The organism is Shewanella sp. 1311 (assembly GCF_059338235.1).
Genome location: NZ_CM181686.1, coordinates 422,829 through 437,618, shown reverse-complemented (window position 1 = coordinate 437,618; position 14,790 = coordinate 422,829). Strand labels below are relative to the sequence as shown.

The window sequence follows — 14,790 nt, the reverse complement described above, 5'->3', positions numbered from 1 at the left end:
AAATTCACTGTATACATAAAAAACATTGATTTCTTAGTTTATTTTTTAGGTTACCTATCTATGGTTAGCTTGTTGCGTTGCCCATCGTCCAAACCTTATTCGTCACTCATTTGTTCACTGACGCTAGGCGCTGTTGTCGCCCTGTCTGGTGTCGCGTACGCTGAAGAGACAAAACCCGCCGAGACAGTTCCTGTGGTAACTCCGCCGAAAGTGATTTCTCAGCCCGCTACAAAAAATCAAGTGAGATTCACTAAAACAGGCGCTTTCGATAGCGATACTGTGGTGAAGATTGCAAAACGTTTGGCAGCGAAACCGTATGTGGCCCTTAAAGACCCGTTACCGGCCGGCCTAGCTAAATTGTCATACGATGAATACCGTGACATTCGTTTTAACCCGACTGCGTCTATTTGGCGTGATCAGGGCGTGCCTTTTCAAATGCAAATGTTCCACCGTGGCTTCTATTTCCAAGATCTGATTGAGATTGCGATTGTGGAAGGACAAAATGCAACGCATTTGGCCTACGAGCCTAAGTATTTCACCGCGGGTGAAGTGATTACCCAAGCGTTACCCAATGACGACATTGGCTACTCAGGTTTTCGCATTCATAACCAACTGAATACTAACGGTGTGTTTGACGAACTTATGGTGTTCCAAGGTGCGAGTTATTTCCGCGCTTTAGGTAAAGGTAACGCCTATGGTTTATCTTCACGTGGTTTAGCGTTAAAAACCGCCGATGCCGAAGGGGAAGAATTCCCAATATTTCGCGCCTTCTGGGTTGAACGTCCATACAATGACAGCAACTTGATTGTTGTGCATGCCTTGCTAGATAGCCCAAGTGTGGCGGGTGCTTATACTTTCTCTGTCCGTCCTGGTGATAACACTTTGATTGACGTTGAAGCGACGCTGTTTCCGCGAGTTGAGCTGAGCAAAGTTGGTTTAGCACCCAGCACGAGCATGTTCCTGCATTCACTCAATGGTCGTCACGATACCGATGACTTTAGACCTGAAGTACATGATTCAGACGGTTTATTGATGTTAAACGGCCGTGGTGAGCATTTATGGCGTCCATTGGCTAACCCACGTCAATTACAGGTCAGTGCGTTTTCTGACAACTCGCCACAGGGTTTTGGTTTGATCCAACGTGAGCGTGATTATGCGTCTTACCAAGATTTAGAAGCACATTATGAACGTCGCCCAAGCCTGTGGATTGAGCCTGTGGGCAACTGGGGCCAAGGTTCTGTGGTGTTGACTGAAATTCCGACTGAGTCTGAAATTCATGACAACATCGTTAGCTACTGGAAACCTCGTCAGCCTATTCCTGCGGGCAGTGAATTCCATTTTGCCTATCGCATGAGCTGGGGTGAAGAACCCGCGGCTAGAGTCGGTGCTGTACATGTGTCTCGCTCTGCCAGTGGCCGTGCCGATATCGCTAAAGCAACACCAAGACGTTTATTTGTGGTCGACTATCAAATTGAAGGTCCGATGACAGATGAAATGCCAGTTGCTAAAGTAGAAGCGTCTGGTGGTGTGGTCACCAATGTGGTGATTGCCCGTAATGCAGCCAAAAATGGCTATCGCTTAGCTTTTGAATTAGAGCCAGAAGATAAAGAACTTATCGAACTGCGCGCTGAACTCAAGTTCCCAACTCCTCGTCAGGTTGAAACCTGGCTCTATCGCTGGACGCTGTAAGGTTCATGACGGAGCAACATGATATGACTGTATCCGAAAACTCGGTACTCGAGACGGAAGTCCTCGTGGGTGGTAGTGCTATGCCAAATGAACGGCCTGGCGCTATGGAACCCCAAAATTTAAGTAAGATGCCAGAGGGATTCCCTCGCCGTAGTACAGTGGCGAATGGAGTACGTTCGCGTGCTTCGCGCCGCTTCTTAGTGGTTGGCGGTGCTTTATTACTGTCTTTATTCGCTATTTATGAAATGGGCGCGGTATTTAGCATTGGCGGAATTACGCCTCTTGAATATCTCGTGTTGGCGTTATTTGCGGTCAACTTTTGTTGGATCGCCTTAGCGTTCTGTAGTGGTATTGCGGGTTTTTTAATTTTGCTGCGCAAACCGCGGGCAAAAGATCTGCAAGTGACTGAGCTGCATACGCGCACTGCGATCTTAATGCCGACCTATAACGAATCCCCTGACAGGGTATTTTCGGCGGTCTCTGTGATGGCAGAAACCTTGTCGCAAACGGGTCATGGTCATGCTTTTGATTGGTTTATCTTAAGTGATACTACAGATCCTGATATCGCCTTGCTCGAAGAGCAGGCTTTTTTGGTGTTACGTCAAGAAACCCATAAACACTCGCGGGTGTATTACCGTCGTCGTCGTAAAAACGTCGCCCGTAAAGCGGGTAACGTGGCGGATTTCTGCCGCCGTTGGGGTTCGCGCTATGATCACTTGTTAGTGCTTGATGCCGACAGCTTGATGGAGTCTTCAACCATCACAGGTTTGGCCCAGCGTATGCAGGCCGACCCTGATGCGGGCTTGATCCAAACGATTCCGTCGCTGATCAACGGCACCACTTTAATGGCGCGTTTACAGCAATTTGCGGCGCGCATTTATGGCCCCGTAATAGGCACCGGTTTAGGCTGGTGGGTACAAAAAGAAGGTAACTTCTGGGGCCATAACGCCATTATCCGTACCGAAGCTTTTATGACTGCGGCAGGATTACCCAACCTTAAGGGTAAGCCGCCTTTTGGTGGTCATATCATGAGCCATGACTTTGTTGAAGCGGCCTTGATTCGCCGTGCAGGCTGGAGTGTGGTTATTGCCTATGACTTACCCGGTTCATACGAAGAATGTCCACCGTCAATTATCGACTTAGCAGTACGTGATCGCCGCTGGTGCCAAGGTAACTTGCAGCATTCACGTATTTTGCCAACTAAAGGTTTGCACTGGGTGAGCCGTTTGCATTTACTGACGGGTATCATGGCCTACTTATCATCACCTTTCTGGTTGATGTTGATTTTGACCGGTTTGATGTTAGCCCTGCAAGCACACTTTATTCGACCTGAATATTTCACCGATCAATTTTCACTGTTCCCCACTTGGCCCATCATGGACTCGGATAGGGCATTGAGATTGTTCTACATTACTATGGGCGTCTTGTTCGGCCCTAAAGTATTTGGTGTCTTGTTGCTGCTTAAAGACGGCGAGTTTGCTCGCAGTGTTGGCGGCCGGATTAAAGCGATATTCAGTGTGATCTTTGAGGTTATACTCTCAGCGTTGATCGCACCTATCATGATGTTCATCCATTGCGGTGCCGTGATGTCAATTCTGATGGGCCGCGACAGTGGTTGGTCGCCGCAACGTCGTGATGACGGCAGTATGCCTTGGATGACGTTAATTTATCGTCACCGTTGGCATATGCTGGCGGGTGTGATGTTAGGTTATGCTGCTATTTTGGATTCTCTAACCTTGTTGGCTTGGATGAGTCCTGCCTTGATTGGTCTGTGGATTGCCGTGCCTATTTCAGCATGGACGGGTTCTGTCAAAATCGGTGAAGTGTTTAAACGTGCGGGGATTCTTGCGACGCCTGAAGAGCGCAATCCTGCGCAGATTTGCCTGCAAGCACATGAAGCCCGTGCCGCTTACCAAAAACACATCGCTGAGCCTTGGACATTGGCACAGGTCCTTAAAGATCCTGCGTTGATGGAGCTGCATTTGGCTATGGTGGATAAACAGCCATTGCGTGCTGCGGGGACTCCGATTGAAGCGATGGAAGCCATAGTGCATGTGAAAGTGCATGAAGCTCGCTGCCAACAGAGTGCATTAGCAGTACTGAATCGCCAAGAAATGGCGATGGTGTTAGCGAATCCTTTGATGTTACGTAGCCTGCAGAAATTACCAGAGCAGTTTGTTGAAGAAGATCTGGTGTCTTTTTGCTAACGAATATCTAACGCACAGCGACCCAACATTAGCGCAGTGTTTGCTCGCAAATGGGTTTGGTTGTAATGATAATGAAAATGCCACTGACGACCTCAGTGGCATTTTTCTTTTCATAATCTACAGTTTGCCCCTAGTAATTAACTGATCCCCATGAAATAGTCGTATGACAGTGTTATTGACTGACATGATCGCTGGCTTTCAAGTGACCTTAAATAGCGAAGGGAGTATTTATGGTATTGCACAAGATCATCCAGTATTTCTCACCGTTTGTACGCGCATCGCAAATTAAACGTATGCCCATGAGTCGCTGTTTGGGACTGTTAGTGCTGAGCGTTATTGTCTGTTTTCCTATCACGTCAGTGGCAATGGCTACCGATGATACTCAAGCCATTTCATCGAATCCCAGCATTGGGGCACAGCAAGACATGCTGCAGCTAAACAGTGTGCAACCAAGCACTGAGAGTAAAGCCGATGAGCCCGATGCAGCCTTGCCACTTACGGCATTAGTGCCGCAGGTGTTGCTGCTGGATCTTGCGGGCGTTAATCCTGTTTTTGGTCTGTATTATCGCGAATTAACATTATCACCAAATACCTTATCTGCGGCCGAAATGGCGCGGGTTCAAGCTGATGTGGCGGGCTACTGGCGTTATATCAAGACCTTTGCGCAGTGTAATAACGGCGCTCCCGTAGACACAGTATCAACCGTTATTCCAACCGATGCCCAATATCAAAGGGTGCTAAAACAAGTCACCCATTTAGTGCAATTGGATGCCACTGAACCTTGGGAAACCTTAGTGCTGGATGAAAAGTTAACGGTCGGAATGAGTCATCCACTCCTTGATACCATAGCCAAACGCTTGTGGCTCTTGGGTGATTTAGCCATTGAGCCAATGACGAACCTTGTCTATAGCGAAGAATTGGTGGTCGGTGTTAAGCGTTTCCAACATAGGCATGGGTTAAAACAAGACGGGGTGATTGGCAAGCAGACCTTGTATTGGCTGAATCAATCGCCAAAGGCGAGGGCAGTCTTATTAGCTAAAAATACTATTCGGCAACGAGTGTTTGAAAGTAAGTTGGAGCCAAGCTACTTGCTGATTAACGTGCCCGCCTTTGAGATGATCTTAGTCGATAATGGCACCACAGTGCTCAATTCCAAAGTGATTGTGGGCAAATCTTCTCGGCAAACCCCGCTGCTGGATAGCCAGATTTCCAGCGTGGTCCTCAATCCCAGTTGGCGAGTGCCGAGCAGCATTCTACGCCGAGATATCCTGCCGCAGATTCGGCGAAATGGTCATTATCTTAATGAACGCCAATTTGATGTGTACGACTATAACGGCCAACTAGTGCAACACATGCCAGAAGAATGGCAGGGTTTAGCCAGCACTTCGTTTCCCTATCAGCTAGTGCAACGCCCAGGTGCGAAGAATGCATTAGGCAAATATAAGTTCCACTTTGATAACAGTTTCAGTGTCTATTTACATGGCACTTCTGAGCCAAGTCTCTTTAGTAAGGACGATAGGGCACTATCATCAGGCTGTATTCGGATTGAAAAAGTCACTGAATTAGCCCAGTGGTTTAAAGAACATTTAGTTAAAGATAAGCGTTTATGGGACAAATTAGCCCCAGATGTAACGGAGCCGCAGTGGTTTTCACTTTCTCAAAAGCTGCCAGTGCATCTGGTGTATTGGACTGCATGGCTGGATGACAGTGGGCAAGAGCAATACCGTAGCGACATTTACCATTTAGAAGCTGAGTTGACGAATGCCGTGCCTGACACGGTTTTAGATCTCAATTAAGATTTTGGCGCCATAAAGCTGAGTAAGATAACAAATTGAACTCGCAGGGTATTTTAAAATCTTGGGCAGAATGGGGTGGGCAAAACTTGATCTTAGGGCTTATTCAGTATAATTTGCTTGATTAGTGACCAAAAAGCATACAAAAGGTGATCATGTGACTTTGATATGTCCTGCCCGTAGGCAGTTATTGTTAGGCCTGAGTGGTGTGGCATTATGTTCTCTTATTCCCTCAAAAGCAGCAGCCAGTCGTTCAACTAAAGGGATCCGCGAGTTAAGTCTGTTTAATCGCCATACCGGTGAGCGCGATGACGGCAGTTACTGGGTTGATGGTCATTATCAAAGCAAGGTATTAAACGATTTTAATCATTTACTGCGGGACCATCGCCAGAATGTGGCGGCGCCTATGGATAAACGTTTATTCGATTTACTCTATTCCCTTAAAACGACTTTGAATGTCGACGATGAAATCCATGTGATTTCTGGTTATCGTTCACCCAAAACCAATGCCATGCTTGCGAGTCACAGTGGCGGCGTCGCAAAAAAGAGTTATCACATGCGCGGCATGGCTATGGATATCGCGATCCCAAGCGTTAAGCTTAAAACCCTCAGAGAAGCGGCTTTATCCCTAAAACTGGGTGGAGTGGGCTATTATCCTAACTCTGGCTTTGTGCATGTCGATTGTGGGCCGGTACGACATTGGTAGCGTGAATAATTTGTTGCTGAACTCGTTGATAGAATCCTTGCTCTAGGGCTTGAGATTCTGTCAGGTAATGCCTCAGCAGCGGGATAAATTGCTGGTTGAGCTTGTTCATTTCTCTATGCTGTTGCCAATCACAGATCAATAAACTCAAATGTTGTGAGAATTGATACTGCCTTTGCCTTTGTAACTCAATGTCGACCGACTCAATAACCTGCATGAGTAAAATTAAGCTGCGGTTTTTCTGTTGGGTGCAGGCAAGCAATTCTAAAAATTTTAATTCAAGGGTATTTTGCTGGTAAGGAACGGTTTCGATAAGTGAGACAAGTTCACGGGCCAGTTGGCATGAAAGTCTGTTTTCTTGTTGTAACTGGTATAGCGCATGACGCATTTTTTGACACAGCAGTTATCGAAATTTGCCCGAGCTTATCAGGCTTCTCAATTTCCCAGTGTGATCTAGATCGCGTGTTTTTTGTTTGAGATCAAAGCCTTTTCCCAGCTGTAACAGCCAAGATACAAGTTCTTCAATTTGATAAATTGCTACCTGTTTTACTAACGCAGCGGCGGACAAATTGATGGGTTGCGGGATTCTTGTGCGCCTTGGGTATCTATGTTAGTATTCGCGCGCTTTATATGAGCCGTCATTGGTCGAAAATGCCGGCAACTTTTTACTCTAAATTTAAGTGAGAAACACATGTCTTACACTATCCAAGCACAAACCCGCACTGAAATAGGGAAAGGTTCGAGCCGCCGCCTACGCCATGCTGGTAAAGTACCTGCTGTTATTTATGGCCAAGGCAAAGAGCCAGTTTCTATTGTTTTTGATCACAAAGATATCATCAACATTCAAGCTAACGCTGATTTCTACACTTCAACTTTGACTATCGTTGTTGATGGCAAAGAAGTGGGTGTACGTGCACAAGCTATGCAACGCCACGTGTTCAAACCACTTATTGAACATGTTGACTTCGTTTACGCTTAATTGTCGTAGCTGAAGCAAAAAAGCGCCTAAGGGCGCTTTTTTTGTGGCTGATTTTCACGCGACAGATTTTCATCTGATGGAGCGGCGTGACTCATTTTATTGTGGCCTAATACTTATCATAGACAGGCAGAGTGTATCGAACTCCACCTGAATTTGAGTCTGAGTCTGACTTTGCTACTTGATATTGAAGTTGTAATAGATATCAAGGGATTGGCCTAAGGTACCCGATACGGTTTCAAGATAAAGCTGCGAGAGCAGGTAATATCTGACCGTCATCTCATAGCCAGGGTTAAACACGCCCACCCCGTATTTCACCATCAAGTTCTCGCCGATAAAGCCACTGATCGCCACACGGCCCTCATCGTTGGTGTCGAGTTGTACGTTAGAGAAACCAAACTCTTCAATCAATCCGGTCGCGGTATTCCCTATGTTGTTAATGGCGCCGCCGCCCACCTGCGAGCTTAAACCTAAGGCTGCGCCCATCATCAATGAGTTATTTTGCTCATTGTTGGCACTGTTAAAACCACTGCCTTTGATAATGTAAGACAAGATTTCGGCCTGCTCTTTGGCAGGATTAGAGAACAGGGTCACCACAGGGCGGGCAGGAGTGCCAGTGACGCGCACACCCGCGACTAAGTCTTCACTCTTAATCTCGCGTATTGCCTCAATATTCAGGTTAGGCACTGACGTTGGCCCCACAAACTGCACTTCACCAGTACGGATCCTCAGGGTTTGACCCATAAACCGGTAACTACCCTGATTAACTCTAATATTACCGAAGAGCAAAGGCGGACGGAACGCTTGCTGTTGCAGTTTTAAGGTTCCTTGGAGCCTACCAGTGAGGCCCATACCATCAATCCTGAGTTCGTTGCCCACACTGATATTCAGATCGGCCACAATTGCATAGGGGCTGGTTTTAGGTTGCGTGGCGGCAATGGAGTCGTCAAATACCACGTCATCAGATGTGGCGATACCGCCTTCCGCTAATGGCACAATTTTAATGTTGCCAGAAGGAACGGCTATTTTGCCCTTTACCGTTAATTGTTTACAGTTGAAGGTTAAATTGATGTCGGGTGAAACATCAAGGATAGCCAGTGGCGGTTGGATCACGGCGAGTTTGTCACCTTCAAGGGCTAATTCACCGCTAAATTGACCTTGGGGCCATTGCAGCTGGCCAGTCACTCGACCCAAGCCATTGCCCATCATCCAGCGGCCCTTGAGCTCGGCTTGTTGACCCGCGAACGACATTGACAGGTCAATTTTGTCGATTAGCGTCGGGTTTGCCGTCAGGGCTAAGGAGCCCTCCGTTAAGGCCATGCTTCCCGACACTTCTGGCGCCTCTAGACTGCCCGCAAAGTTAAGCTGACTGGTCAGCAAGCCTTGTACCGTATTGAGTCGCGGGAAAAATTCTCCCAGTGGTTGTAAGTTGATTTGCTTGATATTGGCAAAACCTGAGAGCGCACGATCTGGGGTGACATTAACGTTGATCTCACTCTGCCAACTGGCCACGCCTTCAGATTCAAAATTTAATACTGTTGCAAGCCGTTTAGCATCTAAGGTCGCCAGCAATGACAGATGTTGGTAATTAATGGTGACTTCACGATTCTTATCCCGCTTGAGCATGATACTGCCGGGGGCAAAATCAAAGTCCACATCGGCAGTGGGTTTACGACCCGCAGCCCAAGCAAAATTGGCTAACAATGAGGCAGGACCATCCCAGCGCATATTCGTTGGCAATATCGGTACGAGTAATTGCCCTGGATTACCCGAATAGCTCACCTGCGCGCTGCCTTTTTTGCCGATTGTCGTCTCGCTGTTTAGGCAGATGCGGCTGTTCGGGTTCATGAGGCAAAACGGCGTGATGCTGCCCTGATTCTTGTTTTGATCCCAAGCGAGATTAATGGCGTTATCGAGCTGCCATAGGCCAACGGGGGTATTGAGATTTAGACGTTCGACATCGAGCCGTAGCCGCGACTTTTTCACATCGTATTGGCTACTCACTGTAGTATCGAGGCCAAGATCGCCCGTGGCATTCAGGGTCAGCTTTTGAGCGTCAATCGTGCCTTTCGCCCCCAGTGTCACTGTATCTAAATTCTGATCCGCAATCTGTAAGGCTTTCGATTTCAGCGAGATAGCAAATTCATGTTGATCTAGCGGCTTGTAATAGGCCTTTAAGTTGGATTCTTGCAGTTTAATGTTTTGATAAAACAGTTCAGCGAGTTGAGCGGTTAGTTCAACTTGAGGGTGTTTTTCATCCCCTGTGACATTAATTTGCGCCTGCAATTGGCCGCTGGCCTTAGGCAACCAAAGACCGAAGTCGGGCACTTGCAGCTCACCCTGTAGATCCCAGTTGGCGTTGGCTTCGCCTTTGAGTGCCAGAGTCGAGCCCAGTACTTTGGCGTTCAGCCCCTTAGAACTGACATACAGGGAATCATTCACACTGATATCCCCTGTGATATCGAAGGGATAACCTTGCAGGGTGCCCGTGAGCTCAGTGTCGTTCAGGGAGACTTGCCAGCGAGGATCAGCAAATGAGCCTTGAGTGCGTAATTTTCCTGAAATCAAACTGTCCGGTAGACTGGTTGCTGCTTGCGCCGTATCCGTTTGTGGCAGTTGTACTTCCTGCAGTTTGACGTCATTGAACCAGAGATTGGCGTTCCAGCGAATGGCTTTTTGATAATCGAGTTCGCCCGTGAGCTTGACCTGACCAATCGCGCCTGTTGCATCAAGATTATTAATGGTTAACTTCGCATCTTGATGCTGAAGGCTAGTGCCTATGTCTAGCACCTTGTGGAACGGCGTCGTCAGCTGGCCTTTAAGGCTTGCCTCTTGACGATTGAGATCGCCTTGACTTTCCAGTGCTACATCGCTGACTGAGTATTCAGGGCTTTTTAGCGGCCACTGCAGCCGTGTCTGTTCAAGTTTTACCTTGTAGGGCAGGTTAGGATCGCGAAGCGTTATCTGCCCATCTAGCTTGAAGTCGGCATCGCCCTTGGCGACAGCGTTTACCTGCAATTGCCCTAAGCTTTGGCTCAGCTTTATATCTAGCGCTTGGTGAGTCAGCTCAGGTAATTCGGCTAATTGGTTAAGGGTGAGGTTGGCTTCTAAATCGAGTGGATAATCGTTATCGAGCGTTAAACTGCCTGTGATATCCGCGCTGCCATCTGTATGGCTGATGGCGAGATGATCTAAGGTCAATTGATATTCGCGGAAACGACCTTGCAGCTCGGCATGGCTAAAGACATCTTTACGATCGCCGATTTGCAGCGTGGTGTTATCAAGCGTGAGGGCATTAACCGTCACAGGAAAAGGCATAAACACTTGTGGTAAGTGCGCTAGAGCCCACTCTGCACTACTGTTTATTGCTGGCTTGTCTTTTGCCGGCGAGTTGGCCGATGGATCAGGCGTTGGATTAGCTGTTGTGCTGGCCGCTGCGTTGGGTGTCGTACTCGCGGCTATGTCGGCGTTAGAAGCCGTCGTTGTCGCTGCTTGGTTCGTTTGTGCGGCATCGGTTGCTGTGGGGATCAGCACGAACAATCCTTCACTGGAAAGCTGTTTAACCGACAAGCCTTCGGCAAACCACTTTGCCTCTGCGTTAAGGCGATTGGCCGTAAATTGCATCTCATCCACTTGGATATTCACAGCCTTGAGCTCCGCGGAGTCTAACTCAATATCAAAGGGTAATTGCAGCTCGTTGGGCTCTTCATCGAGCGGCACTATCGGGGTTTCGTTTGTGTCGGCAGACATGGCTAAGGTATCAATAGTCACATCGACTTTGGCCGCAGATAAGCCATTCACACATAAACGTTTTTGTAGTAAACAGGCGGGTTGCCACAGTAAATGCAGATCCTCAAGTTGCACCTTGATGCCAGCCATAGACCAAGACGCATGGGACAGGGCTAAGTCTTTATTAATGGAGCCTGAGGTGTAAGTCAGATCAAGATCGGGCACAAACTGATCGGCTAAGCCTACTGTGATGCGCGAGCCAAACTCTGTGCCGAGTAATAGGGCGATTAACACTAAAAGCCCTAATGGCACATAGATGATAATCCGAGTCCAGAGTTTGAACTGTCGCCACAGTTTTTGAATGAATGACACCGATTGGGTGACAGAATTCGCAATGGCTTCAGTAACTTCCGTGATGGGGCTGTCTACGGCGTCTTGTTCGGTTGGCTTATGATGTTCTGGGGGCTGGCTCATAGATCTGTCCCCATGGTCAGGTGAATTCGCCATGATCTTTCAATGGTATCGGTTTCTTTCAATCCAACCCCTAAATCCAGTTTGATTGGGCCAATGGGGGAGATCCAATGGATACCGCCACCGACTGAGACAACAGGTTCAAATTGATTATTATCGAAGGCGTTACCCGCATCGATAAAGGTACCGACCCGCCAAGTGGGGGTCACGTAATATTGATATTCTAAACTGCCGACCATTAAATAGCGGCCACCTATGACCTCGCGATTGGTTTTGCCATCATCGGCGACATAATCCAAATAGGGGCCCAATTCTTGATAACCATAACCCCGTACACTCTGATCGCCGCCGGCAAAATAGCGCAGTGAAGGCGGGATAGAGGCCAGATCATTCTCGTTGGCTAAGTTGGCGGCTAAATCGATACGTGCAACGATCCTGTGATTGTCGAAGAAGGTATCAATCCATTTAAATTTAGCTTGGAGGCGCGCTAAGCGGGTTTCTGAACCTAAATAGGGATCGGCATAATCTAAGCTGTAAATCTGCCTAAAACCGGACTTAGGATCGAGTGAATTATCCCCGCGCGTTGTCCGCGAAAAGTTAATCCCAGCCAAATAAAACGACGGCATATAATCGACGTCAGACTGAGTATATTCTTCGCGAATAGCCTCAAGCGAATAACTCATTAGCCATTGGTTTTCGAGTCTTTGTTGGCGTAATAGCCCAAGAAGATATTTAGTCGATTCAAGCTGACCTGTGTTACTAAAATCGCGATTCTCGGCGTCATACACTTGGGTCACACCGTATTTGTCCCGTAGCAAACCGACGCGGATTTTTAATTGATCATCTAAGGGATGCGTCAAGGGGATAGTATAAGTGGTTAATAACTTTGGTCTATCTGGAGACCATTCGAGGCTGGTTTCCTGTGAGTGACCGTATTTATTGATTTGTGGCGTCCGCCAGGTCACGCGCACTCTTGGGTCGAAAGCTTGATCCGTCTTGCCAATATCACCACCAAAACCGAGCTCAATGGCGTGGCTCGCCTTAGGGGTTAATTCCACCAGCACAGGAATATGACTCTCTTCGACACCGTCGATTTGCGGGATCACTTTAATATTGGCGAAATAGCCCGTGTCTAATAACTGGCGATTCAACGCGCCCACACGGCGAGTCGAGTAGGAAGCGCCTTCTTTAAAGGGGATAAGTTTTTCTAAAATTTCAGGTTCTAAAGTATGGCCTTCGAAGCTGACTTGGCCAAATTTATAACGTTTGCCTGAGTCAAAATGCAAACTTACCTGCGCGGTATTGATGTCGCGGTTAACTTTAATCTGTGATTCCGTAAATTCGCCATCGAAGTAACCTCGGGCCAGAGCTAAGGTGATCAGTTGCGATTTTACGTCGCTATACACACCGTGGTTTAGCACATCGCCAGGCTTAAGGTTGACCTTTGCCAGCCATTGATCGAAGGCGCGATCATCGAGCATTTCGCCACTGAAGTTAATATCGACCCACTGCACTATGGTTGGCTCGCCGGCAGTGATCACCAGTTTTAGTTCCCACGGTCCCTTGTCATGTTCGGTCAGTTTTTCTTCTACTTCGCCATGATAGTAACCCATGGATTCTAAGGCTGTGCTGACATTGTCATCGACATTAAACAGAAAGGCACGGCGCTGCACCTCGGATTCGGGTAAGGTGCCTAAGTGCGCAACTATGTTACGTTGCAGAGCTTCATTCACGCCTGTGACAGATAATTTAATAAATTCATCTGCCGCCGCAGCGACGGATGTGACTGAAATCAGACTCAGAAATAAGCAAAAACGAAAGTAATGTGAGGTGATTTGCAAAAATGGCTGCACTTTATAGTCCCTGTGATGTGGCATCATTGTCGCCAGAATAAAACCAACAGGCAAGGAGATGATTGAAATTACACGATGAAATGGTTACAAAGGACTCTACTTTTTAAGGGGATGTAAAGAATGAAAACAAAATTAGCCACCTTTAGTTTAATTATCTCGGGTTTACTTTTTATGTCACACAACACCTTGGCCAATGACAAACCGTTCGCGATTGCTATCCACGGCGGCGCTGGCACGATTTCTAAGGCTAATCTCACCCCTGAACAACGCCAAGCCTACAAAGATAAGTTAAAGGAAGCCGTTGATAAAGGCTCAAAAGTGTTAGAAGAGGGCGGTGACAGCTTAGTCGCGGTGCAAACAGCCATTAATATTCTCGAAAATAGCCCACAGTTCAATGCCGGCATAGGCGCGGTGTACACCTATGACGGTGGGCATGAGTTAGATGCGTCCATTATGGATGGCAAAACCATGAATGCCGGTGCAGTTGCTGGAGTGCGCCATATCGCCAATCCCATTGATCTCGCTTTAGCTGTGATGAATAAGTCTGAACATGTAATGCTCTCGGGCGCAGGTGCAGAAGAATTTGCCCTGACTCAAGGCTTTAGCTTAGTGCCAAACAGTCATTTTGATACTGACGAGCGTTATCAGCAATTACTCGATGCACGGCAAAAACTGCAAGTTGCGGCTAAATCAGAGCAAGTCGCGGGTGTTGAGATGAAAGATCTCGATTACAAATTTGGTACCGTAGGTGCCGTCGCCTTAGACAAAAATGGCAACTTAGCTGCTGGTACCTCAACCGGCGGCATGACGGCAAAACGCTTCGGCCGCATTGGAGATTCCCCTGTGATTGGTGCCGGCACCTATGCTGAAAACGGGGTGTGCGCCGTATCGGCAACCGGACACGGTGAGTTCTTTATTCGTTACCAAGTGGCGGGGGACATTTGTGCCAAGGTGAAATACCAGCAGAAATCCATTATTCAAGCCGCCGATGAAGTGATCAATCAACGCCTTATCACCGCAGGTGGTTCGGGCGGTGTGATTGCCGTCGATCAGCGCGGTAATATCGCTACGCCATTTAACACTGAAGGCATGTACCGCGCTACCCGTAGCAATGGCGAACCCGCCCAAGTGCTGATCTGGCAAGACCAATAACTTGAATTGTAAAAGCAGTTGGTTCGAGACGGACATTGCTTACAAGATTGTTTAGAAGATTGCTTACAAGATTGTCTAGAAACATCACTTATAAACCTTAAAAAGCGAGTGCTGCGAAAGTGGCACTCGCTTTTTGCTAGCGGTTTTTTGCTTTAAGAGTGAATAAGAAGCTGATAAGTTTGAGCTATTACGAATAGTTAATGGTATGTGGGGTGTC

At 47.6% G+C, this 14,790-nt stretch carries 9 protein-coding genes; 6 read left to right on the top strand and 3 right to left on the bottom strand.

What is annotated here, in order from left to right; translation table 11 throughout:
* The first annotated feature begins 60 nt into the window (after window positions 1-60).
* The 4 genes from AC5YB3_RS01985 (at window position 61) to mepK (ending at window position 6,395) form a co-directional block, all read left to right on the top strand.
* Window positions 61-1,689 (top strand): glucan biosynthesis protein G, encoded by a 1,629-nt coding sequence (locus AC5YB3_RS01985; RefSeq protein ID WP_071938787.1) that lies wholly within the window; start codon window positions 61-63, stop codon window positions 1,687-1,689.
* Window positions 1,690-1,712: 23 nt separating this feature from the next.
* Window positions 1,713-3,896, top strand: a complete 2,184-nt coding sequence (gene mdoH, locus AC5YB3_RS01980; RefSeq protein ID WP_006086416.1) for a glucans biosynthesis glucosyltransferase MdoH — start codon at window positions 1,713-1,715, stop codon at window positions 3,894-3,896.
* 230 nt (window positions 3,897-4,126) lie between these two features.
* Entirely contained in the window at window positions 4,127-5,692 is a 1,566-nt protein-coding gene (locus tag AC5YB3_RS01975) for a L,D-transpeptidase family protein (RefSeq protein ID WP_494526450.1), read from the top strand.
* A gap of 154 nt (window positions 5,693-5,846) precedes the next feature.
* Window positions 5,847-6,395: a peptidoglycan L,D-endopeptidase MepK gene (mepK, locus tag AC5YB3_RS01970; RefSeq protein ID WP_006081395.1), complete on the top strand. Its 549-nt coding sequence runs from the start codon at window positions 5,847-5,849 to the stop codon at window positions 6,393-6,395.
* Here mepK and AC5YB3_RS01965 read toward each other — a convergent pair.
* Window positions 6,346-6,780, bottom strand: a complete 435-nt coding sequence (locus AC5YB3_RS01965; RefSeq protein ID WP_259521355.1) for a hypothetical protein — start codon at window positions 6,778-6,780, stop codon at window positions 6,346-6,348. The two genes, mepK and AC5YB3_RS01965, sit on opposite strands and share 50 nt — an antisense overlap.
* A 303-nt stretch (window positions 6,781-7,083) precedes the next feature.
* Here AC5YB3_RS01965 and rplY point away from each other — a divergent pair, with 303 nt between their 5' ends.
* Window positions 7,084-7,371, top strand: coding sequence for a 50S ribosomal protein L25 (gene rplY / locus AC5YB3_RS01960; protein WP_006081398.1), 288 nt, complete (start codon window positions 7,084-7,086; stop codon window positions 7,369-7,371).
* A 174-nt stretch (window positions 7,372-7,545) separates the two neighbouring features.
* Here rplY and tamB read toward each other — a convergent pair whose 3' ends face one another.
* Together tamB and AC5YB3_RS01950 are read right to left on the bottom strand one after the other, a co-directional pair.
* Window positions 7,546-11,571: an autotransporter assembly complex protein TamB gene (gene tamB, locus AC5YB3_RS01955; RefSeq protein ID WP_494526449.1), complete on the bottom strand. Its 4,026-nt coding sequence runs from the start codon at window positions 11,569-11,571 to the stop codon at window positions 7,546-7,548.
* Window positions 11,568-13,421, bottom strand: a complete 1,854-nt coding sequence (locus AC5YB3_RS01950) for an autotransporter assembly complex protein TamA (protein WP_494526448.1) — start codon at window positions 13,419-13,421, stop codon at window positions 11,568-11,570. The genes tamB and AC5YB3_RS01950 overlap by 4 nt, the downstream gene beginning before the upstream one ends.
* Window positions 13,422-13,541: 120 nt before the next feature.
* Between AC5YB3_RS01950 and AC5YB3_RS01945 the strand changes: the two genes are divergently transcribed.
* Window positions 13,542-14,573 carry an isoaspartyl peptidase/L-asparaginase family protein gene (locus AC5YB3_RS01945; protein WP_494526447.1) on the top strand — a complete coding sequence of 344 codons (1,032 nt, stop codon included), beginning with the start codon at window positions 13,542-13,544 and terminating at the stop codon, window positions 14,571-14,573.
* The last annotated feature ends 217 nt before the right edge of the window (window positions 14,574-14,790 follow it).